18 protein-coding genes are annotated in these 21,124 nt (G+C 70.7%); 9 read left to right on the plus strand and 9 right to left on the minus strand.

Annotation, left to right across the window (positions count from 1 at the left end):
- Positions 1–103 precede the first annotated feature (103 nt).
- On the plus strand, positions 104–1,102 hold the full coding sequence (locus tag ABTX18_RS20805; protein WP_352124183.1) for a sigma-70 family RNA polymerase sigma factor: 999 nt from the start codon (positions 104–106) through the stop codon (positions 1,100–1,102).
- Between the two features lie 153 nt (positions 1,103–1,255).
- Here the strand turns inward: ABTX18_RS20805 and ABTX18_RS20810 are convergent, their stop codons facing one another.
- Entirely contained in the window at positions 1,256–2,260 is a 1,005-nt protein-coding gene (locus ABTX18_RS20810; RefSeq protein WP_352124184.1) for a helix-turn-helix transcriptional regulator, read from the minus strand.
- A 62-nt stretch (positions 2,261–2,322) separates the two neighbouring features.
- On the opposite strand from ABTX18_RS20810, the gene ABTX18_RS20815 reads away from it, so the two are divergent.
- Positions 2,323–3,861 (plus strand): MFS transporter, encoded by a 1,539-nt coding sequence (locus ABTX18_RS20815; protein ID WP_352124185.1) that lies wholly within the window; start codon positions 2,323–2,325, stop codon positions 3,859–3,861.
- 122 nt (positions 3,862–3,983) lie between these two features.
- Here the strand turns inward: ABTX18_RS20815 and ABTX18_RS20820 are convergent, their stop codons facing one another.
- Together ABTX18_RS20820 and ABTX18_RS20825 are read right to left on the minus strand one after the other, a co-directional pair.
- A complete protein-coding gene (locus ABTX18_RS20820) occupies positions 3,984–4,811 on the minus strand; it encodes a DUF6227 family protein (RefSeq protein WP_352124186.1) in 828 nt (275 codons plus the stop codon).
- Positions 4,812–4,958: 147 nt separating this feature from the next.
- Positions 4,959–6,086 (minus strand): P1 family peptidase, encoded by a 1,128-nt coding sequence (locus ABTX18_RS20825; RefSeq protein ID WP_352124187.1) that lies wholly within the window; start codon positions 6,084–6,086, stop codon positions 4,959–4,961.
- Positions 6,087–6,314: 228 nt separating this feature from the next.
- Here ABTX18_RS20825 and ABTX18_RS20830 point away from each other — a divergent pair, with 228 nt between their 5' ends.
- The 6 genes from ABTX18_RS20830 to ABTX18_RS20855 all read left to right on the plus strand — a co-directional run bounded on the left by ABTX18_RS20830 (position 6,315) and on the right by ABTX18_RS20855 (position 11,899).
- Positions 6,315–7,466: an MFS transporter gene (locus ABTX18_RS20830; protein WP_352124188.1), complete on the plus strand. Its 1,152-nt coding sequence runs from the start codon at positions 6,315–6,317 to the stop codon at positions 7,464–7,466.
- On the plus strand, positions 7,463–9,787 hold the full coding sequence (locus ABTX18_RS20835) for a molybdopterin oxidoreductase family protein (RefSeq protein WP_352124189.1): 2,325 nt from the start codon (positions 7,463–7,465) through the stop codon (positions 9,785–9,787). The genes ABTX18_RS20830 and ABTX18_RS20835 overlap by 4 nt, the downstream gene beginning before the upstream one ends.
- Positions 9,788–9,794: 7 nt before the next feature.
- The gene (locus ABTX18_RS20840) at positions 9,795–10,397 is read left to right on the plus strand and encodes a 4Fe-4S dicluster domain-containing protein (RefSeq protein ID WP_352124190.1); all 603 of its coding nucleotides are present in this window, start codon (positions 9,795–9,797) and stop codon (positions 10,395–10,397) included.
- The gene (locus ABTX18_RS20845; protein ID WP_352124191.1) at positions 10,394–11,233 is read left to right on the plus strand and encodes a Rieske (2Fe-2S) protein; all 840 of its coding nucleotides are present in this window, start codon (positions 10,394–10,396) and stop codon (positions 11,231–11,233) included. Before ABTX18_RS20840 ends, ABTX18_RS20845 begins: the two co-directional genes overlap by 4 nt.
- Complete coding sequence (locus ABTX18_RS20850; protein ID WP_352124192.1) at positions 11,230–11,607, plus strand: hypothetical protein; 378 nt, start codon at positions 11,230–11,232, stop codon at positions 11,605–11,607. The genes ABTX18_RS20845 and ABTX18_RS20850 overlap by 4 nt, the downstream gene beginning before the upstream one ends.
- An 82-nt stretch (positions 11,608–11,689) precedes the next feature.
- A complete protein-coding gene (locus tag ABTX18_RS20855) occupies positions 11,690–11,899 on the plus strand; it encodes a hypothetical protein (protein WP_352124193.1) in 210 nt (69 codons plus the stop codon).
- Between the two features lie 45 nt (positions 11,900–11,944).
- On the opposite strand, the gene ABTX18_RS20860 is transcribed toward ABTX18_RS20855, so the two are convergent.
- The 5 genes from ABTX18_RS20860 to ABTX18_RS20880 all read right to left on the minus strand — a co-directional run bounded on the left by ABTX18_RS20860 (position 11,945) and on the right by ABTX18_RS20880 (position 17,402).
- The gene (locus ABTX18_RS20860; RefSeq protein ID WP_503061176.1) at positions 11,945–12,421 is read right to left on the minus strand and encodes a hypothetical protein; all 477 of its coding nucleotides are present in this window, start codon (positions 12,419–12,421) and stop codon (positions 11,945–11,947) included.
- A 318-nt stretch (positions 12,422–12,739) separates the two neighbouring features.
- Positions 12,740–13,573, minus strand: a complete 834-nt coding sequence (locus ABTX18_RS20865; RefSeq protein ID WP_352124195.1) for an S-methyl-5'-thioadenosine phosphorylase — start codon at positions 13,571–13,573, stop codon at positions 12,740–12,742.
- A 115-nt stretch (positions 13,574–13,688) separates the two neighbouring features.
- Positions 13,689–14,048, minus strand: a complete 360-nt coding sequence (locus ABTX18_RS20870) for an FmdB family zinc ribbon protein (protein WP_352124196.1) — start codon at positions 14,046–14,048, stop codon at positions 13,689–13,691.
- Between the two features lie 203 nt (positions 14,049–14,251).
- Positions 14,252–15,538 carry an MFS transporter gene (locus ABTX18_RS20875; RefSeq protein ID WP_352124197.1) on the minus strand — a complete coding sequence of 429 codons (1,287 nt, stop codon included), beginning with the start codon at positions 15,536–15,538 and terminating at the stop codon, positions 14,252–14,254.
- A gap of 316 nt (positions 15,539–15,854) precedes the next feature.
- A complete protein-coding gene (locus tag ABTX18_RS20880) occupies positions 15,855–17,402 on the minus strand; it encodes a potassium/proton antiporter (RefSeq protein ID WP_352124198.1) in 1,548 nt (515 codons plus the stop codon).
- 276 nt (positions 17,403–17,678) lie between these two features.
- Here ABTX18_RS20880 and ABTX18_RS20885 point away from each other — a divergent pair, with 276 nt between their 5' ends.
- Positions 17,679–20,429 carry a penicillin acylase family protein gene (locus tag ABTX18_RS20885; protein ID WP_352124199.1) on the plus strand — a complete coding sequence of 917 codons (2,751 nt, stop codon included), beginning with the start codon at positions 17,679–17,681 and terminating at the stop codon, positions 20,427–20,429.
- Between the two features lie 5 nt (positions 20,430–20,434).
- Here ABTX18_RS20885 and ABTX18_RS20890 read toward each other — a convergent pair whose 3' ends face one another.
- A complete protein-coding gene (locus tag ABTX18_RS20890; RefSeq protein ID WP_352124200.1) occupies positions 20,435–21,019 on the minus strand; it encodes a 5-formyltetrahydrofolate cyclo-ligase in 585 nt (194 codons plus the stop codon).
- Between the last annotated feature and the right edge of the window lie 105 nt (positions 21,020–21,124).

Below are 21,124 nucleotides of genomic sequence, written 5' to 3' on the forward strand. Positions count from 1 at the left end.
TTGAATGCCAGGCATGGGAATTCTGTCCACATTCCAGTCGTTGTTTCCATCGGATGCAGGGCACCCGAGAGGGTGTCGCGACCTACTCAGCAAGGGAGCACGCATGGCAACCCGTGCCGTCGCCCGTCGTTCGTCCGCCACCGGCGGGACCAACCGGGCAAGCAGTGTTCGCGCCGTGGGCGGGGAGATCGCCGATCGCGACCTGGTCGGCATGTACCTGGACGAGATCGCGCGCACGCCGCTGCTCGACGCCGCCAAGGAGGTCGAGCTGTCGCAGACCCTGGAAGCAGGCGTTTTCGCACAGCAGGTCCTCGACGGCGCGGTGGAGAGCGAAGCGGCCGGAGCATCGCGCGAGGAGCTGGAGGCGCTGGTCGCCGAGGGTGAGCGCGCCAAGGACATATTCATCCGTTCCAACCTCCGACTCGTCGTTGCCGTCGCCCGCCGCTATCCGCGCGCGGGGCTGCCCCTGCTCGACCTGATCCAGGAGGGCAACGCGGGCCTGGTGCGCGCGGTCGAGAAGTTCGACTACGCCAAGGGCTTCAAGTTCTCCACGTACGCGACGTGGTGGATCCGGCAGGCCATCACCCGTTCCATAGCCGACCAGTCACGCACGATCCGGCTCCCCGTCCACCTGGTGGAGGAGCTCGGCCGGATCCGCCGTGTCCAGCGCGAATTCAACCGTGAGCACGGGCGCGACCCGGAGCACGCGGAGATCGCCGCCGAGCTCGACTCGACCACGTCCAGGGTCAGTGACGTCCTGGACTGGGCCCGCGACCCGGTCAGCCTGAACATGTCGGTGGACGACGCGGGCGACACCCAGTTCGGTGACCTCCTGGAGGACACCTCCGCGGTGTCACCCGAGCAGTCCGTCATGACGCTGCTGCGCAGCGAGGAGCTGGAGGAGCTGATCGGCAAGCTCGACAACCGCACCGCGTCGATCATCCGCATGCGGTACGGCATCGAGGACGGCCGCGAGCGGACCCTGACCGAGGTGGGCAAGCAGCACGGGCTCACCCGCGAGCGGATCCGCCAGATCGAGAAGCACGCACTGCTCGAACTGAAGCGAATGGCTCACGACACGGGCTTTGACGCTGCGGCATGAGCCCGCGTCCAGTAACCTCCGAATTGGGCCGCTTCACTTCGGCGGCCCCCTAGAGCTGAGTCCCGGCGCCCACCCCCCCTGGCGCCGGGGCTCATCCTTTTGTCCGGCGGGGCCTCGAGCCCGGCCTCAATGGGCCCGGCCGGAGTCCCGGGCCTACGAAGCCCCCGCCTCCGACGAGGCCGCCGCCTCCGACGACGACGACGCCGCGGCGCGGGTGAGTCTGCCGCCGAGGTCGTGCAGGTACGACACCAGTTGCGGCGGCTGGTGCGCGGTGAACTCGCAGTCCACCAGCGCGAGGCGCAGTGCCACCCATTCCAGTGAGTCCTTCAGCACCGTCCGCAGCCGGCAGCCGTGCTCCCCGGTCTGCTCCAGCGGTCCGATCGAGGCGGGTAGCCGCGAGGCCACGAACTCGGCGGGGGCCGCGAAGCTCACGTCGACCGCCATCTCCGGCTGCCTGCGGGCCATCGAACTGCTGAGAAACTCCGCCGCATCGCCGGTCGGCAGCTCGCGCGGCGTGAAACGGGCGCCTGTCGCGAACGGGTTGCTCACCCGGTCGACGCGGAAGGTGCGCCAGTCCTCCCGCTCCAGGTCGTACGCGACGAGGTACCAGCGCCACCCGGTGCTCACCAGCCGGTACGGCTCCACCTGCCGCCGCGTCTCGGCGCCGTCCCCCGCGCGGTACGCGAACCGCAGCCGCTCCCGCCCGGTGACGGCCGACGCCATCACGGTCAGCGTCTGCGGGTCGATCGTCGAGCCGTCGCCCCGGGCCAGCGGCATCGTGGCGTTCTGCAGGGTGGAGACCCGGTGGCGCAGCCGTGAGGGCAGCACCTGTTCGAGCTTGGCCAGCGCCCGTACGGCGGCCTCGTCCACGCCCTCGATGGCGTGGCCGGCCCCCGCCCGCAGGCCCACCGCGATGGCCACCGCCTCCTCGTCGTCCAGCAGGAGCGGCGGCATCGCCGTACCGGCCACGAGGCGGTAGCCGCCGACCGAGCCGCGTGACGCCTCGACGGGATAGCCCAGGTCACGGAGGCGGTCGATGTCGCGGCGGATGGTGCGCGGGCTGACGTCGAGCCGGTCGGCGAGTTCACTGCCCGGCCACTCGCGCGGCGTCTGGAGCAGTGACAGCAGATTCAGCAGTCGTGCCGGGGTGTCGGTCATGCCACTCAGGATGCCCGCCCATTGGGTCACGACCTGACCTAATCAACCTTTAACTTATTCATATGACTTCTTCCGCACCCCTGCCGTCGCCGGTGGACGCCCCCGCGGCCCCGGACCCGTCGGACCGCCGCCGGTGGTTCGCCCTGGCCATCGTGATGACCGCGGCCTTCATGGACCTGGTAGACGTCACGATCGTCAACATCGCCATCCCGAGCATCAAGGCGGACACCGGCGCCTCGTTCAGCTCGATCCAGTGGATCACCGCCGGGTACGCCCTGGCCTTCGCCGCCGGTCTGATCACCGGCGGCCGGCTCGGTGACATCTACGGCCGCAAGCGGCTCTTCCTCGTCGGGATCGGCGGCTTCACCCTCGCCTCCGCCCTCTGCGGATTCGCCGCCAACCCGGAGATGCTCGTCGCCTCGCGCATCCTGCAGGGCGGCACGGCCGCGCTGATGGTGCCGCAGGTGCTGTCGATCGTGCACGCCACCTTCCCCGCGCACGAGCGCGGCAAGGTCTTCGGCCTCTTCGGCGCGATCGTCGGCCTCGGGGCCGTGTCCGGCCCGCTGCTCGGCGCACTGCTCACCGAGTGGAACATCGCCGGTCTCGAGTGGCGCCCGATCTTCCTGATCAACCTGCCGGTCGGCATCGCGGGTCTGATCCTGGGGCGCAAGTTCATCACCGAGTCCAAGGCGCCGAAGGCGCTCCGCCTCGACCTGGTCGGCGTGGTGCTGGTGACGCTGGGGATGCTCATGCTCATCTACCCGCTGACCCGCGGCGAGGAGTTGGGCTGGCCGCTCTGGGGCTACCTCTCGATGGCCGGCAGCATCGTCGTCTTCGCCGCCCTCGTGCTGTTCGAGCGGGTGAAGGCGCGCCGGGACGGTTCGCCGCTGGTCGAGCTGTCGCTGTTCCGGGTCAAGAGCTTCGCCGCGGGCATCGCCGTCCAGCTGACCTTCGGCATCGGCCTCGGCATCTTCTTCCTGGTCTGGACGCTGTACATGCAGGAGGGGCTCGGCTGGAGCGCGCTGCGGGCCGGTACGACCGGTATCCCGTTCTCGGTCGCCGTCTCGCTCGCCGCCGGTATCTCCGTACAGAAGCTGGTGCCGCGCTTCGGGCGCAAGGTGCTCCAGGCCGGGGCGCTGCTCATGATCGCCGGTCTGCTGCTCTACATCTGGGAGTCCGGCCGCTACGGCATGGCGATCACGTCCTGGCAGATGGCGCTGCCCCTGGTGGTCATGGGCGTCGGCATGGGGCTGATCGTGGCTCCGCTGGCCGACGCGGTGCTGTCCGAGGTGCCCAAGGAGCACGCGGGGTCGGCCTCCGGGCTGTTCAACACCGTGCAGCAGATGGGTAACGCGCTGGGGCTCGCGCTCGTCTCGGTCGTCTTCTTCGGGGCGATGGGTGACCGGCTGACGCCGCCGCAGATCGGTCCGGCGTTCGCCGACGCCTTCGAGCAGTCGCTGTGGTGGGTGGCAGGCGTGCTCGCGGTGATCTTCCTGGTGATGTTCGCCCTGCCGGCCCGGCCGAAGCAGCACGTGGAGGGCGGCGACGAGAGCGCCGGCTCCTTCGAGGAGCCCGTGAAGGAGCCGGTGCTGACGCACTGACCGGGCGTCACGCGGAAGCGGAAGAGGCAGGAACCGACAGTGCCCGCACCCTCGCCGGGGGTGCGGGCACTGTCATGCCAGGGCCAGGGCCAGGGCCAGGGCCAGGGCCAGGGCGGGTCGCGTCAGCAGATGCGGGTGCGGCTCTCCATCGCGCAGCGTGCGGCGTCCTCGTCGCCGTACACCTCGCACATGTGGCGGCCGTCGGGCGTCGCCGTGTGCTCGACCTCCCACAGGCTCGTCTCGCTGCCGTCGAGGAGCAGGAAGGCGTGCTCGTAGAGCGTGAAACGCGCGTCCAGCCCGTCCACCTGGCACTGCCGGCCGAAGACCTGGGTGATGTGGTGAGCGAAGGCCGCCCGCAGCCGCAGGGCCGTCTCCTCGCCCGGCGCGTCCCGGTTCTCCGCCCGGCGCAGCACCCGGCGGGCGTGGTCCGCGGAGTTGTCCGGGGCGTACGTCCGGGGCAGCGGGGCCGGTGGCACCGCCATCAGGGCGTCGAGGATCTCCAGGCCGGGCTGCGGGCCGTCGTGCCCGAAGACGCCGTCGTAGCCGAAGACCGGTCCGTCGTGCCCGAAGAAGACGTCATCCCCGAAGGCCGGTCCGTCCTGCCCGAAGACCGGGCCGTCGCCGGTGCCGCCGGTCAGCCGGGCCGCCGCGATGCGGGCGTCGGCCTCGTCGTCGTACAGCTCGTGCTGCTGGTGGCGCGGCTGCGCGTCGCGCGGGCCGGAGTGCACCAGCTCCCACAGGGTCAGGGGAGTGCCGTCGGCCAGCAGGTATGTGTGCCGGTAGGTCTCGCGGTGCAGGGCGGAACTGTGGTGCGAGGAGTGCAGGGAACTGCTGTGGGTGAGCGCGGTGCCCAGCCGCTCGACCGTACTGTCGGGGAGGTCGAACGAGTTGAGAGCCCGTCGCAGGATTCGCTCGAGGTGCTGCTCGGTTGTCTCGTACGCATCGCTCAAGGTGCTGTCTCCAGGCCGTCGCCGCGTGTGACTTGGTGCGTGCTCAACGTAGTCCCTGGGTCTGACATCGTGACCGGGGTTGAGAAAAACGTACGACGCACGCAGAAGGTTCCCGCTCCCTGAGGGCTGCCCCGCGCCCGAACCTCCCTACGCCGACGGTGAGTCGGTGGCGTCGTCCGGGGACTGTGCCGAGGGGCGCTGCGGGCCGTAGAGATCGCTGTACGCGAGGTAGGTGGCGCCGCCGGTGCGGCCGGTGACCCCCGTGGCCGCCCGCACCGCCTTCACGACGGCCCGGGTCACTGCGTCCGCACCCGCCGCCAGCAGGTCGTTGAGCGCGAGCGGGTTCGCCGGATTCAGCGCGTGCGCGCCGGTGGCCAGGGCGAAAACGGTGTCCCCGTCATTCAGCAGATGGACGGGACGGATGGCGCGCGCCAGCCCGTCGTGTGCCGTCCCCGCGAGCTTCTGCGCCTGGGCGCGGCCCAGTTCGGCGTCCGTGGCGACGACGGCGAGCGTGGTGTTGAGCGGGGGGCGCGTGTTCGCGTCGTGCGCCTGCGCCAGGCGCTGGTGCGCCACCCGGTGGACCTCCGCCGCGGGTGCGACAGCCGGCTCGGCGCCGCCGTACTCCCCGTACAGCACCCCGGTACGGGGGTCGAGCACCGCCCCCGCGGCGTTCACGACCACCAGCGCGGCCACGGTGGTCCCCGACGGCAGCAGGATGCTCGCCGTGCCCACCCCGCCCTTCAGCAAGCCGGCCACCGCACCCGTGCCCGCGCCGACGCAGCCCTCGGCGACCGCGGCCCCGGGCTCCGTCGCGGCCGCGTCCTCCGCCGCCGCCCGGCCGGTCGAGGCGTCCGGCCGGGCCCGCCAGTCGCCGCCCCGCCCCAGGTCGAAGACGCAGGCCGCGGGGACGACCGGGACCACTTGGGACGGATCGGTGCCGACCCGCACACCGCGCCCCTGCTCCTCCAGCCAGGCCATCACCCCTGACGCCGCGTCGAGTCCGTACGCGCTGCCGCCGGTGAGGACCACGGCGTCGATGCGCTGCACCAGATTGCGCGGATCCAGCGCGTCCGTCTCGCGGGTGCCCGGGCCGCCGCCGCGTACGTCGACGGCCGCGACCGCACCGCCCTCGGGCGCGAGCACCACGGTGGTGCCGCTGAGCGCACCCTCGCCCGCGACCCGCGCGTGTCCCACGCGCACCCCGGCGACATCGGTCAGCGCGTCCCTCCGGCGGGCCGACGAGGCGGTGGGGGCTGCGGTGTCCTGGCCGGTCATCCGGTGCTCCTCGGGGTGCGGGTGGCTGACTGCGCCGCGGCGGGGCCGTGCACCGTGAACGTACCCGGCGGGCGGCGCGCACCGACATGCCGCGACGCGCCACCCGTACCTCTCGCGACGCGCTTACCCATAACTCCCGCGAACGCGCTCATCCGCACCTCCCGCGACGCGCCACCCATAGAGGTATAAAACAGGACCAATATCACTTTCCGGTCCTACGCTGACGGGGTGACCGAGCCACCAGAAGCCTCCGCCGCAGATGCGCGCCCCGCCCCCGGAGCCACTGCCGGTACGACCGGCGTGACCGCCACGCCGCCGCCCGCCGGCGGGCACGGCCGTTCCGGCGCCGCCGTCCTCCGGTCCGTCACCGCCCGCGCGACGGCGGCGGGTGTGATCGTCTCCCTCCTGCTGGTCGCGGCCATCGTGCTCGGCAGCAGGCTCCTGGAGAACTTCGACTCCGCACTCCTCCCGTACGCCGTGGCCACCGTCTTCCTGGCCTTCGGCGTCGCCTACCGCTACACGGTCTGGGTCTCCGCGCCAGGAGCCCGGCGACTGTTCCAGAAGGGCTGGGGAAGTCTCTTCTCGGCCGCCAACTTCCGCAAGGCGCCCACCGCCCTGCCGAGGATGATCGCCACCTACCTCGGCTTCCAGAAGTTCCTCGGCGCCCGCTCCCACGCCCGCTGGGCCGCCCACCAGCTGATCTTCTGGGGCTGTATCCTCGCCGCCCTGATCACCTTCCCGCTGACCTGGGGCTGGTTCACCTTCACCTCGCACACCGGATCCGGGCCCGGTTACGAGATGCGCATCTGGGGCTTCAAGATCATCGGTTTCGACTCCCTGGACTTCCTCGGCTGGCTGATGTTTCACGGCCTGGACATCGCCGCCGTCCTCGTCATCCCCGGCGCCTGCTACTTCCTGTGGCGCCGGATGAAGGACCGCGGCGCCATCACCGGCCAGCGCTTCGGCTACGACCTGGTGCCGCTCATCGCCTTGATCGTCATCTCCGTGACAGGCCTGCTCCTCACCTTCTCGTCGATCTTCCTGCACGGCGGCGGCTACGAGTTCCTGGCGATCCTGCACATGGTGTCGGTGGTCTTCACCCTCATCTACATCCCGTTCGGGAAGTTCTTCCACATCGTCCAGCGCCCCGCCGCCGTCGGCATGCAGCTGTTCAAGTACACCGGCCGGCAGGACCAGGAGGTCTTCAGCTGCCGGCGCTGCGAGGAACCCATCGACACGGCCCCGTACGTCGAGAACCTCCGCGGCACCATGCGCGACCTCGGCCTCGGCTTCGACGAGTGGGCCGAATACTGCCCGCGCTGCAAGCGGGTGCTGCGCGGCAGCGCCTATCTCTCCCAGGTGAAGAAGGGCTTCAAGTGACCGCGGACCCGCGAGCAGCCGACACCCGTGCGGTCGTCCCCCTCGACCCTTCCCTCGCCCCGCCCGGCACCCGCGCCTTCCGGGACGCCGGCGGTATCCCCGCCGACCAGTGGCACGCCGACCAGAACGGCGAGAAGCTCGTCCCCACCCACTGCTGCTTCTGCGGCATCCAGTGCGGGATGTATCTGCGCGTCGACCGCGGCGGCAAGGTCTTCGGGGTCGAACCCCGCAACCACGACATCAACCGGATGCGCCTGTGCCCCAAGGGCATCAACGCCTACCAGCAGGTCAACCACCCCGACCGGCTCACCGCCCCGCTCATGCGCCGCTCCCGCGACGAGCCCTTCCGTGAGACGTCGTGGGAGGAGGCACTCGACTTCACGGTCTCCGAGATCCAGCGCATCCAGGCCCAGTACGGGAAGGACGCCTTCGGGCTCTTCGGCGGCGCCAGCCTCTTCTCCGAGAAGACGTACCTGGTCGGAAAGTTCGCCCGGGTCGCCCTGCGGACCCGGCACGTCGACTACAACGGCCGCCTCTGCATGGTCAGCGCCGCCGCCGCCAACAAGCTCGCCTTCAACATCGACCGGGCCGGCAACCCCTTCGCCGACATGCTGCTCACCGACTGCCTGCTGATCGCGGGCTCCAACGTCGGCGAATGCTTCCCCGTCCTGTCCCAGTACGTATGGGGAGCGCGGGACCGCGGCGCGAGCCTCATCGTCATCGACCCCCGCGAGACGGCCGTCGCGCGCACCGCCGACATCCACGTCGCGTTGAAACCCGGAACCGACTCGGCCCTCTTCAACTCCCTGCTCTGCGTCGTCATCGAGGAGGGCCTGACCGACGAGAACTACCTCGCCGCCCACGCCACCGGGTGGGACGAGGTACGGGCCAAGGCGCTCGAGTACCCGCCGTCCCGCGCCGCGGACATCTGCGGAGTCCCGGCCGAGCAGATCGTCCAGGTCGCCCGCACCTTCGCCCGCGCCCCCAAGGCCATGGCCTGGCACGCCAGAGGCATCGAGCACCAGTCCCAGGGTGTCGAGAACTGCCTCTCGGTCATCAACCTCTGCACAGCCACCGGACACATCGGCAAGCCCGGTGCGGGCTACGGCACGCTCACCGGCCAGGGCAACGGGCAGGGCGGCCGCGAACACGGCCAGAAGTCCGACCTCCTGCCGGGCGGCCGCTCCATCAACAACGAGGAACACCGCCGCCAGATCTGCGAGATCTGGGGCATCGACGCATCGGAACTCCCGCTCGCGGGGACCTCGATGATGGAAATGATCTGGCAGATGCAACGCGGCGAGATCCGCGGGCTGATGGGCATCTGCAACAACCCCATCATCTCCCTGCCGAACTACCCGGTGGTCAAGGAGGGGTACGACGCCACCGAATTCCACGTCCAGTTCGACTTCTTCCTCTCCGAGTCCGCCGCCAACGCGCATGTCGTCCTGCCCGTCACCACCTGGGCCGAGGACGAAGGGGTGATGGCCAACGCGGAAGCCAGGGTGGTCAAGCACAACAAGGCCCAGGACCCGCCCCCCGGTGTGCGCACCGACACCTGGGTGCTGTGCGAACTCGCCCGGCGCCTCGGCGCCGGCGACAAATTCGGCTTCAGCGGTTCCCGCGAGGTCTTCGACGAACTCCGCACCGCGTCCGCCGGCACCGTCATCGACTACTCGGGCATCACCTACGAGCGGCTCGAGGAGACCGGCGGCATCTCCTGGCCCTGCCCGTCCACGGACCACCCGGGCACCCCCCGGCTCTTCGAGGACGGCAGGACGTACCACCCCGACGGCAAGATCCATATGCAGGTCGTCGAATGGCACCCGCCCATGGACCCGTACAGCGACGAATTCCCCATGTCACTCACGACCGGACGCACCGTCGCGCACTTCCTCTCCGGCAACCAGACCCGCCGCCTGGGCGCCCTCGTCGAACAGACCCCGCGCCCCTGGGCCGAGATCCACCCCTCCCACGGTTTCCGCAACGGCGAACCGGTCCGCGTCACCACCCGGCGCGGCAGCGCCTCCTACCCGGCGCTGGTCACCGAGGCGATCCGCCCCGACACCGTCTTCATCCCGTACCACTGGCCGGTCCCCACCTCGGCCAACGTGCTCACCATCGACGCCCTCGATCCCCGGTCGAAGATCCCGGAGTACAAGGTGTGCGCCTGCCGCATCGAGCATGCCGACTCCGTCGACGACGTGCCCGCGCCTCCTGTAGCACCCGGCCACGTCGCCTACCCGGAGACCCAGGTCTCCCGCACCGACCCGCTGCCGCCCACCGCCCCGCAGGGCCGCGGCACCTCGGAAAGGAGCTGATCCCCGCATGATGGGCAGAACGATCTTCATCGACCCGGGGCGCTGCATCGGCTGCCAGGCCTGCGTCTCCGCCTGCCGGGAATGCGATTCGCACCGCGGCAAGTCGATGATCCACCTCGACTACACCGACGAGGGCCAGTCCGTCGCCTCCCTTCCCACGGTCTGCATGCACTGCGAGGACCCCGTCGCCCCCTGCGCCGAGGTCTGTCCCGCCGACGCGATCCTGGTGACCGCGGACGGAGTGGTGCAGCAGGCCGACACCACCCGCTGCATCGGCTGCGCCAACTGCGTCAACGCCTGCCCCTTCGGCGTACCGAAGATCGACCTCCAGGCGAAGCTGCAGCTGAAGTGCAACCTCTGCTACGACCGCACCGCCTACGGGCTCGCTCCGATGTGCGCCACCGTGTGCCCGACCGGAGCGCTCTTCTACGGAACCGTGGAGGAGCTCCAGGCCGAACGCCCCGGCGTCCAGGTCGCCGACACCTTCGTCTTCGGCGAGACCGAGGTCCGTACGGGCGTGGCCATGGTCGTCCCCGCGGAGAGGGTCCAGTGGCCGGTGCCGGGCGGCCTGCCCGTCGTGGAGATCAACGGGAAGGACGTCCGCCGATGAGCGTCACGCAACAGCCGCCGCCCTCCGGGGAACCGCCCCACGGAGAAGCACGCTCCGGAGCATCTCGCGGCCCGGCATCGCGCGGCGGGGACCCGCCCTCGGGGGACGCGCGCGAAGCCCTGCACGACCGGATCGCCGCGGACTCCCTCACCACCCGCCGCGACTACCTCCGCATCGTCGCGACCGTCTCCGGCGGCCTCGCGATCGGCGGCCTCGGCGTCGCGGGTGGCATGCTCCCGCGCCACGGCGACCCCGAGGACGACAAGGCGCCCGCGCCGATGAGGGTCAGCTCCCAGCTGCTGCCCGGGGAGTCGCTCGCCTTCAGCTACCCGGAGGAGGAGGACAAGGCGGTCGCGGTCCGGCTCGACGACGGCACCCTCGTCGGCTACTCGGCGATCTGCACCCACCTCGCCTGCGCCGTGCTGTGGCGGAAGGACCGGGGCTCCGAGGGCGAGCTGTACTGCCCCTGCCACGAGGGCGTCTTCGACGCCCGCACCGGCGAGGTCACCGCCGGCCCGCCGCCGCGCGGACTGCCCAAGGTGGTCCTCACCGAGCAGACGGACGGCAGCATCTGGGCCGTCGGCACCACCCGCTCCGGCGAGAGCATCGAGAAGGGCCTGTGCCGCCAGCTCGGCGACGACCGCCCGGACCTCGCCTCCCGGATCGGCTGCCCCGGATTCGGCGGTGGCGCCGAAGCCCCCGAGGCCGCCGCCGCTTCCCGTACGAAGGCCGCTTCCCGTACCGCCGCCGCCTCCCGTACGAAGGCCGCTTCCCGTACCGCCGCCGCCTCCCGCACGGAGGCCACCGTGCCCGGCACCACCGGCAGGCGAGCATGAGCGACGCCCAGGAGCCCACCGGCCCCCGCTATCCGGAATACCACCCGGGCAGCGCACGGCCCGAACTCAACCGGCCCGTCCATGAGCGCTACCCGCAGATCCGGCCCACCAGCGGCTACGGCGATCCCCGCGTCAGCCGCACCGGACCGGGACCGGGAGCGGGCACCGACCAGGAACCGGAGCGGTCCTCGAAGCTCACGGCCCGGCTGACCCTGGCGATGACCGTGGTCATCGGGCAGCTCTGGGGACTCACCGTCATCGTCGACGAGTACATGGAGGGCCACACCGGGACCGCCTGGTGGGGGGCCGGATTCCTCTGCCTGTCGTTCCTCGTCGTACTCGGACTCTGGTGGCTCGACCCCAAGGACCGCTGACCGGCCGCCCGCCCCGGCCCGGCCGGAAGGCGGGCGTGCCGGGACGCTCCCGCGCTCCGCGGGGCGGCCGTACCCTGGAGGCATGAGTACCGCCCCCGCCCCCGGACCGCGCGATGCGAAGCCGAACTCGCCGGACCGGCCGAAGCCCAAGCCGGCGCTGATCTTCGACGATCCGCTGGACCAGCAGTCCGCGGACGACACGGACCGGGGGTGGGGTGAGCGGGCCCCCTCCGGCGGCGGCGCCACCGACCTGGCCCGTTTCCTCGACGAGAAGCCGCCCCACCACATCTGAGCGTGCCCGGCCCGGTCGCCGGCACTACTCTGCCGACCGCCCGAATCAACACAGGATCACCGCAAACCCGGCCGAGATTCCCGCACCGGCCAGCGTCGCGGCCGTCGCCCGTGGCACGGAGAGCACGATCAGGGCCCCGTACTCCGTGGAGCCCTCCGCCGACGCGGGAGGCACCTGGGCCACCCGGGCGCCCTTCGCCAGCACCCGGGAGCCGCTTCCGCTCCGCTCGGACGCGATCACGTCGACCCGGTCGCCCGGCCGCAGCAGCCGTACGGTCGCCGCGTCGGCGATCCGGACGGGCGCGGACACCAGACGCACCGGCGGCGGCGCCCGATGGGGGGCCGCCCTGGCGGCGTCGGGCGCCCCGGCCGCCCCGTGCCCGGCACCGACGCCTCCCTCGGCCCCACTCCCGCCGAACCCCGAAGCGGCCAGCGCGGCAGCCGTCAGCGCCAGCCCCGCGGCCATCGCCCGCCGCTGCCGCCACACCGCGCGCCGCAGCCGGTGCGCACTGCCCCCGCGCACCCGCAGCGGCGGAAATGGAGGCACCCCGCCGGGCGGCGGCACGGGGGCGGACAGAGGCGGGGAAGCGGAGGGAGAGGGGGCCGAGGGCTGCGGAGAGCTGGGGAGGGGGCCGTACGGAGGCATGCCAAACACCGCCTGCGATGAGGGAGTTCAGAGAACAGGGGAGTGAGAATCGGACCGGGCGATCCGGCCGGAGACGACCGACCGGACAGCCCTCACGATGCCCCACCCACGAGATTCCCGCCGCGCCCTGTGGACGGCCCACACGATGTGGAAAACTCCCTCACCCGCCTGAGGGAAACAAGGGGCCGAACCCGCCTACGGCAGCACGATCCCCGTGTCGATCCCGTCCAGCGCATGCGCACACAGGCAGGCGCGGTCCGCCTCCGCGGGCAGCGCGACCACCGCTTCGAAGAGCACCGAACGCAACCGGTCCACATTGGCCGCGAAGACCCTGAGCACCTCCTCGTGGGAGACGGCCTCGCCGGCCTCCGCGCCCGCGTCCAGGTCCGTCACCAGCGTCAACGTGGTGTAGCAGAGGCCCAGCTCACGGGCGAGCACCGCCTCGGGGTGCCCGGTCATCCCGACCACCGACCAGCCCATCGCCGCATGCCAGCGCGATTCCGCCCGGGTCGAGAAGCGCGGCCCCTCCACGACCACCAGCGTTCCGCCGTCCACCGCTTCCCAGTCCCCTGCGCGGGCCGCCGCGAGGGCGACCTTGCGGCCCTCGGGGCAGTACGGGTCGGCGAAACCGAGATGCACCACCTTCGGCGCCACCCCGTCCGCCCGGGTCTCCCCGTCGTAGAACGTCTGGACGCGGGTCTTCGTACGGTCGACCAACTGGTCCGGCACGAGCAGCGTCCCCGGCCCGTACTCCGGCCGCAGCCCGCCCACCGCGCACGGGCCCAGCACCTGGCGTACGCCGACCGAGCGCAGCGCCCACAGATTGGCGCGGTAGTTGATGCGGTGCGGCGGCACATGGTGGCCGCGGCCGTGGCGGGGGAGGAAGGCGACGCGGCGGCCGCCGACCTCGCCGAGGAAGACGGAGTCGCTCGGCGCTCCGTAAGGGGTCTCCACCCGCACCTCGGTGACGTCCTCCAGGAAGGAGTACAGCCCCGAACCGCCGATCACACCGATCTCTGCGTTCACCATGCGGTCACAGTAGGCGGTCGCCCGGCGCGCTACGCAGCCGGGCGCAGAACGCCGAGGACCCCGCCGAGTGAATCGGCGGGGTCCTGGTGAAGCGTGAAACGGTCGGACAGGCGCCTCAGGCGGCCGATGAACCGCTCGACGAGGACGACGACGAGGAAGACGCCGCCGAAGAGCCGGACGAACCGGAGGAGGACGTCGACGAAGAGGTCGACGACTTCGCGTCCGATCCCGTCGAGGACGACGATCCGGAACCGGAGGCCTTCGCAGCGGCCGGGGCCGGCGTGCTGCTCGACGAGGATCCGCGGCTGTCGTTCCGGTAGAAACCGGAACCCTTGAAGACGATGCCGACCGCCGAGAACACCTTCTTCAGGCGTCCATCGCAGCTCGGGCACACCGTAAGGGCGTCATCGGTGAACTTCTGCACCGCTTCGAGGCCCTCGCCACACTCGGTGCACTGGTACTGATAGGTCGGCACTTGTCTTCCTCCTGGCACTCTCACTGGATGAGTGCTAACAGTCGTCCATAGTAGCTCCTGCAGGCTGCTGCTTGCAGTAATGTCTGTCACCTGCCGAAGGCAGCGGTCAGGGCTTGGCCGTCATGAGGGTTTGCTGCCCGAGTGAGAAGCCGCCATTACTCGTGGCGGAGGAGTCACACTGACGTATTCCTCGGATTGGATCGTCATTCTCTGGCCGCGACACAGTCGCGGTGAACCGTGCCGCGTGCGGCTGTAATCGTCGCGCGGGCTGGTGCCAGCCGCGAACGCAGCGCCACCAGCGTCACCAGCGCCAGCACCGTGCCCACCAGCGGCACCAGGAATCCGGTGCTCGCGCCGTGGGCGTCCGCGAGGCGTCCGGCCACCGTCACCGCGCCCGCCTGGCCGAGGGCGACGGCGCCCGTGAGCCAGGTGAACGCCTCGGTCCGGGCGGAGCCCGGGACGAGCGCCTCGACCAGCGTGTAGCCACTGATCAGCGCGGGGGCGATGGAGAGGCCGACCAGCAGGCCGAGCCCGGCCAGCAGCGGCACGGAGTGCACCGCCCACAGGCCCGACGCGGTGAGGGTCAGGGCCGCGTATCCGGCGATCAGCCGGCGCCGCGGCCCGGTCTTCCAGGCGATGGCGCCGCAGGCGATGCCGGCCAGCATGTTGCCGGCCGCGAAGATCCCGTACAGCAGACCGTTCGCACCGGGGCTGCCGATCTCCTCGGCGAAGGCGGTCAGCGAGACCTGCATGCCGCCGAAGACCGCGCCGATCCCGAGAAAGGCCACCGCGAGCACGCGTACGCCGGGGATGGACAGTGCGGAGGCGTGCCGCTGCGTTCCGGTGGAACCGGTGTTGCGTACGGCGGGCTCGGTGGCGCGCTGGGCGGCGAAGAACAGGCCGCCGCACAGGGTCAGGGCGGCTTCGGCGATCAGCCCCGCCGCCGGGTGCACTCCGGTGCAGAGCGCGGTGGCGAGGACGGGGCCGATGACGAAGGTGAACTCGTCCGTCACCGATTCGAAGGCCGCCGCCGTCGACATGAGCGGGGAGGCCTCGCGCCCCGGCGCCGCTCCGAGCACGGCCGCCCAGCGGGCGCGCACCATCGGGCCGACCTGCGGGACCGAGGCACCCGTCGGGACGGCGGCGGCGAACAGCGCCCACATCGGGGCGTCCGCCAGCGCGAGGGCGGTCAGGCCCGAGACGGACGCCGTGTGGACGAGGACGCCCGGCAGCAGCACGGCGCGCTGGCCGAAGCGGTCGGCGAGCTTGCCGGTCTGCGGGGCGAACAGGGCCATGGAGACCCCGGTGACGGCGGCGACGGATCCCGCGCTGCCGTATGAACCGGTGGTGTGCTGGACGAGCAGGACGATGCCGATCGTCAGCATCGCGAAGGGCTGCCGTGCGGCGAAGCCCGGCAGGAGGAAGGTCCACGCACCCGGGGTGCGCAGCAACTGCCCGTATCCGGGGCGGTCGGAGACCGTGGACGCCACGGTCCATGCCTTTCTGCCGCCTGGTGGCCGTGCCCCTGCGAGGCGGGCCGGCACAGGGGTGCGGACCCGGTCAGGAGCTGCCGAGAGCTGTCCTCTTCGCGCGGAACTGCGGTAGATGCCGGGCGCTCGCAACAGAGGCGGAGGACGCCACGACCGCCATACGGTCGCGCCAGCTCTGCGTCAGGCAGAGTTGGTGGATCAAATAAGTCGATCTGGGTTTCCTTTATGCTACAGGCAAAAGGCCTGAGGCACCTGTGATTGTGTCCAACCCGACCCCTGTCACCTGTAAACGCAAGCGCGTCCTCCGTGATGTGGCTCAGCGATGCGCCTTGGTGTTCCGGGCACCGGGCCGGTCGTCCGCCCTGCCCAGCTTCTTCACGGCCTTGAGCGCGTTGGCCACATGCGGCCCGGTGAGGCTCTCGTCGGCGGCGTTCGTGCCGGTCCCCAGCCAGCCGGCCAGCTTGCCGCCCTCGCCGATCGCGTGCAGCCGGGCCTCGGTCGCGTCGCGTACGGGGTCGGTCGTCACGACCAGCAGTTCGTCGCCGCGGCGCAGCACGGTCGTGGGCCCGGGTACGAAGCTCGTGCCGTCCCGGACGACCAGCGTCACCGCCGCTCCGGCGGGCAGACGCAGCTCGCCGACCTCGACGCCGTGCATCTTCGACTTCGCGGGGATGACCACAGAGAGCAGATGCCCGCGCAGCCGCTCCAGGGGCGCCGACTCGATGCCCAGGTCGGCCGCTTCGGACGGGTCGTCGGCGATCTTGAGAGCCTTGGCGAGCCAGGGCAGCGTCGGTCCCTGGATGAGGGTGTAGACGACGACGAGCACGAAGACGATGTTGAAGACCCGGGTGGAGCCCTCGATTCCGGACACCATGGGAATGGTCGCCAGGATGATGGGCACCGCGCCGCGCAGCCCGGCCCAGGACATGAGGGCCTTCTCCTGCCAGGGCAGCCGGAAGGGCGCGAGTGAGATGAAGACCTCCAGCGGCCGGGCCACCACGGTCAGCACCAGCCCGACGACGACGGCGGGCCAGAAGTCGTCGACCAGGTCGTGTGGGGTGACCAGCAGTCCGAGCAGGACGAACATGCCGATCTGGGCCAGCCAGCCGAGTCCGTCGGCGAAGCCGCGGGTGGCGGGCCAGTGCGGCAGCTTGGCGTTGCCGAGGATCATCGCGGCGAGGTAGACAGCGAGGAATCCGCTTCCGTGGAGCATCGCGCCCGCCGCGTACGCGGACACCGCGATGGCCATCACGGCGATCGGGTAGAGGCCCGAGGCGGGCAGGGCCACATGCCTCAGTCCGTACGAGCCGAGCCAGCCGACGGCGATGCCGAGCGTGGCGCCGATCGCCAGCTCCAGGGCTATCTCGCCGACCAGTACGTACCAGCTGTCGACGGGCCCCACGGTCGAGAAGGCGACGACCAGGATCACCACGGGGGCGTCGTTGAAGCCGGATTCGGCCTCCAGGACGCCGGTGATCCGGGCGGGCAGGGGCACCTTGCGCAGGACGGAGAAGACCGCGGCGGCGTCCGTGGAGGAGACGACCGCGCCGATGATCAGCGCCTGCCGCCATTCCAGACCGACCAGGTAGTGCGCTCCGGCGGCGGTCACGCCCACGCTCACGCCGACGCCGACGAGGGAGAGGACGACGGCCGCGGGCAGCGCCGGTTTGATCTCTTTCCACTTCGTGCCGAGACCGCCCTCGGCGAGGATCACGACCAGGGCCGCGTAGCCGATGACCTGCGTCAGTTCCGCGTTGTCGAACTTGACGTCGAAGAACCCGTCCTGCCCCAGGGCGATCCCGATGCCGAGATACAGGAGCAGACTGGGGAGCCCGCTGCGTGACGAGACGCGTACGGCCGCCACGGCGACGAGCAGGACGAGCGAGCAGACGAGCAGAAGTTCGTTGAGCGCGTGGACAGTCAGTGGCCGGTCCTTCCCTGCGTACGCCTGCCGGATCGGCTTCCGGTGGCCGGTACTTCATTACCTTACCTAATCTTTAACGTTTTCTTGATGCGTTCGAGTATTCGTACGATCGCTACTCAATTCGAACCATCCCGATACCGCGTCCGACCGGCATCGACGCTGCGCCTATGGTTGCTCCTGCACTCCCAGGACCGCCCTGCCCCTCGAAGGACAGCGATGCCCGCCACAACAACCGCCTCTGCCGCCTCCACGGCCACCGTCGGCGGTGGGCCGCGCAAGAAGAAGGGGCGACGTGCCCGCCTGCTCGTGATCGTCCTGGTGCTGGCGCTCGTCGCAGGCGTCGGTTACGGAACGTACTGGTCCGTATCGACCGTGCGTGCCTCGTACCCCCAGACCAACGGGACGATCCACCTCGCCGGGCTCGACAGCAACGTCGACGTCAAGCGCGACAGTTACGGAATCCCGCAGATCTACGCGGACTCCGACGCCGACCTCTTCCGCGCCCAGGGCTTCGTGCAGGCGCAGGACCGCTTCTGGGAGATGGACGTCCGCCGTCACATGACGGCCGGCCGGCTCTCCGAGATGTTCGGCTCCGGCCAGGTCGAGACGGACTCCTTCCTGCGCACGCTGGGCTGGCGCAAGGTGGCCCAGGAGGAGTACGACAACGTCCTGTCGGATGAGACGAAGAAGAACCTCCAGGCGTACGCGGACGGGGTGAACGCCTACCTCAAGGACCGCGACGGCGCGGACATCTCCGTCGAGTACGCGGCCCTCGGCTTCACCAACGACTACAAGCCCACCGAGTGGACCCCCGTCGACTCGGTGGCCTGGCTGAAGGCCATGGCCTGGGACCTGCGCGGCAACATGCAGGACGAGATCGACCGTTCGCTGATGACGAGCCGGCTCGACGCGAAGCAGATCGAGGACCTGTACCCGCCCTACCCGTACGAGAAGCACAAGCCGATCGTCAGCGAGGGCGCCATTTCCCCGGTCACGGGGAAGTACGACCCGCAAGCGCCGCCGTCCGAGGGCACCGGCTCCGCGACCGCCGAGGGCGCCACCCAGGGCCTCACCTCCCAGCTCGGCGCGCTCTCCGACACCCTCGACGAGATCCCCGCGCTGCTGGGCCCCAACGGCAACGGCATCGGGTCGAACTCCTGGGTCGTCGCGGGCAAGTACACGACCACCGGCAAGCCGCTGCTCGCCAACGACCCGCATCTGGCTCCGCAGCTGCCCTCGCTCTGGTACCAGATGGGGCTGCACTGCCGCGCCGTCTCGGCGACCTGCAAGTACGACACCGCCGGCTACACCTTCTCGGGGATGCCCGGCGTGATCATCGGCCACAACCAGGACGTCGCCTGGGGCTTCACCAACCTCGGCGCCGACGTCACCGACCTCTTCCTGGAGAAGGTCTCGGGCGACGGCTACTTGTACGACGGCAAGGTGAAGCCCTTCACCGTCCGCGAGGAGACCCTCAAGGTCGCGGGCGGCAAGAGCCGGCACATCACCGTGCGCGAGACCAACAACGGCCCGCTGGTCTCCGACCGCAGCAGCGAGCTGGAGAAGGTCGGCCAGAAGGCCCCCGTCAGCAACTCCGCCCCCGACCGGGCGGACGGCTACGGCGTGGCGCTGAAATGGACCGCGCTGGAACCGGGCCACTCCATGGACGCCGTCTTCGAGCTGAACCGGGCCAAGGACTTCACCACCTTCCGCAAGGCGGCCGAGCACTTCGAGGTTCCCTCGCAGAACCTCATCTACGCCGACACCAAGGGCCACATCGGCTACCAGGCGCCCGGGAAGATCCCGGTCCGCAAGTCCGGTGACGGCACGCTGCCCAGCCCCGGCTGGTCGTCGTCGTACGGCTGGAAGAAGGACCCGGTCCCGTTCGACGAGCTGCCGTACGAGTACGACCCGAAGCGCGGCTACATCGTCACCGCCAACCAGGCCGTGATCGACGAGGACACGTACCCGTACATGCTCACCAAGGACTGGGGCTACGGCAGCCGCAGCCAGCGGATCAACGACCTCATCGAGTCGAAGACCAAGGGCGGCGGGAAGATCTCGACCGAAGACATGCAGAAGATGCAGATGGACAACACCAGCGAGATCGCCGCGCTGCTGGTGCCCGAGCTGATGAAGATCAACATCTCGGACAAGGACATCCGCGAGGCGCAGAAGCTGCTGGAGGGCTGGGACTACACCCAGGAGGCCGACTCGGCGGCCGCCGCGTACTTCAACGCGGTCTGGCGCAACATCCTCAAGCTGGCCTTCGGCGACAAGCTGCCCAAGGAGATGCGCGTCGAGGGCGAGTGCCTGAACGTGCCCCCGGCCAAGAGCTCGGGCCCGCTCGACGAGCAGGACAGGCTGGTACGCGAATGCGGTCAGCGCGACCCGGACTCGGCGCAGCCGGACGGCGGCGACCGCTGGTACCAGGTCGTCGCCAACCTCATGGACAAGCCGGACAGCGCGTGGTGGAAGGCGCCGGCGAACCGCAAGGACAAGGCGACCGAGAACCGCGAGGAGCTCTTCGCCCGCGCCATGGAGGACGCCCGCTGGGAGCTGACGGCCAAGCTCGGCAAGGACATCACCACGTGGAGCTGGGGCCGGCTGCACCAGCTGACCCTGAAGAACCAGACCCTCGGTACGGAAGGGCCCGGACTGCTCCAGCGGGCGCTCAACCGGGGCCCCTGGAACCTGGGCGGCGGCGAGGCCGCGGTGAACGCCACCGGATGGAACGCGGCCGGCGGCTACGAGGTCGTCTGGGTTCCGTCGATGCGGATGGTCGTCAACGTGGGGGACTGGGACAGGTCCCGCTGGGTCAACCTCACGGGCGCCTCGGGGCACGCGTTCAGCGCGCACTACACCGACCAGACCGACAAGTGGGTCAACGGCGAGCTGCTCGACTGGTCCTACGGGACGAACGCGGTGGCCGGGGCGACGAAGGACACGCTGACGCTGAAGCCGTAGGGCCTTCAGCTCTTGCCGAAGCGCCGCGGGCCGACGGGTGTCACCACGGCGTCCACGGGGTGGTCGTGCGGTTCCTCCGGGACCCGCGCGGCCACCTCGTCGTCGTACAGCAGAACGACCAGCGCGGGGTGCGCCCCGGCCGCCGCGAGGCGCGCCAGCACCCGGTCGTAGCTGCCGCCGCCGCGGCCGAGCCGCATCCCGCGCGTGTCCACGGCGAGGCCCGGCAGGAGCACCGCCTCCGCGTCCAGCACGGCATCGGGCCCGAGCCGCTCCCCGGCGGGCTCCAGCAGCCCGCGGCCGGCCTTCCTGAGGCCTTCCGCTCCCTCGTACGGCGCCCAGTCCAGGTCGTTGTCCGCTAGGAGCACCGGCAGCAGGACGCGTACGCCCCGCGCGCGCAGCGCGTCGAGCAGCGCGCGGGTCCCCGGTTCGCTCCCCACCGAGACGTACGCGGCGACCGTGCCGGCCCCGGCGATCTCGGGCAGTTCGAGTGCGCGGCGGGCGAGGAGCGTGGCTGCCTGCTCGATGTCCTCGGCCGTCAGGAGGCGCCGTGCGGCGAGCAGTTCGCGCCGCAACAGTGCCTTTGCGGACATGTCGGTGTTCAACGGGGCACCTACAGATCTCCTGTATTGACGCATTTGAGGGCAAACTTAACCGGAGACTCATCTTCCGCCCATGTGCGCCGGTTAGGGTTCTGC

This window comes from Streptomyces sp. NPDC096323, assembly GCF_040302845.1.
Taxonomy (GTDB): domain Bacteria; phylum Actinomycetota; class Actinomycetes; order Streptomycetales; family Streptomycetaceae; genus Streptomyces.

Bases quoted from the DNA above. Each gene is read 5' to 3' on its own strand.
- ABTX18_RS20805 (WP_352124183.1), top strand. From the start codon at position 104: ATGGCAACCCGTGCCGTCGCCCGTCGTTCGTCCGCCACCGGCGGGACC.
- ABTX18_RS20810 (WP_352124184.1), bottom strand. From the start codon at position 2,260: ATGACCGACACCCCGGCACGACTGCTGAATCTGCTGTCACTGCTCCAG.
- ABTX18_RS20815 (WP_352124185.1), top strand. From the start codon at position 2,323: ATGACTTCTTCCGCACCCCTGCCGTCGCCGGTGGACGCCCCCGCGGCC.
- ABTX18_RS20825 (WP_352124187.1), bottom strand. From the start codon at position 6,086: ATGACCGGCCAGGACACCGCAGCCCCCACCGCCTCGTCGGCCCGCCGG.
- ABTX18_RS20840 (WP_352124190.1), top strand. From the start codon at position 9,795: ATGATGGGCAGAACGATCTTCATCGACCCGGGGCGCTGCATCGGCTGC.
- ABTX18_RS20845 (WP_352124191.1), top strand. From the start codon at position 10,394: ATGAGCGTCACGCAACAGCCGCCGCCCTCCGGGGAACCGCCCCACGGA.
- ABTX18_RS20850 (WP_352124192.1), top strand. From the start codon at position 11,230: ATGAGCGACGCCCAGGAGCCCACCGGCCCCCGCTATCCGGAATACCAC.
- ABTX18_RS20855 (WP_352124193.1), top strand. From the start codon at position 11,690: ATGAGTACCGCCCCCGCCCCCGGACCGCGCGATGCGAAGCCGAACTCG.
- ABTX18_RS20865 (WP_352124195.1), bottom strand. From the start codon at position 13,573: ATGGTGAACGCAGAGATCGGTGTGATCGGCGGTTCGGGGCTGTACTCC.
- ABTX18_RS20885 (WP_352124199.1), top strand. From the start codon at position 17,679: ATGCCCGCCACAACAACCGCCTCTGCCGCCTCCACGGCCACCGTCGGC.
- ABTX18_RS20890 (WP_352124200.1), bottom strand. From the start codon at position 21,019: ATGTCCGCAAAGGCACTGTTGCGGCGCGAACTGCTCGCCGCACGGCGC.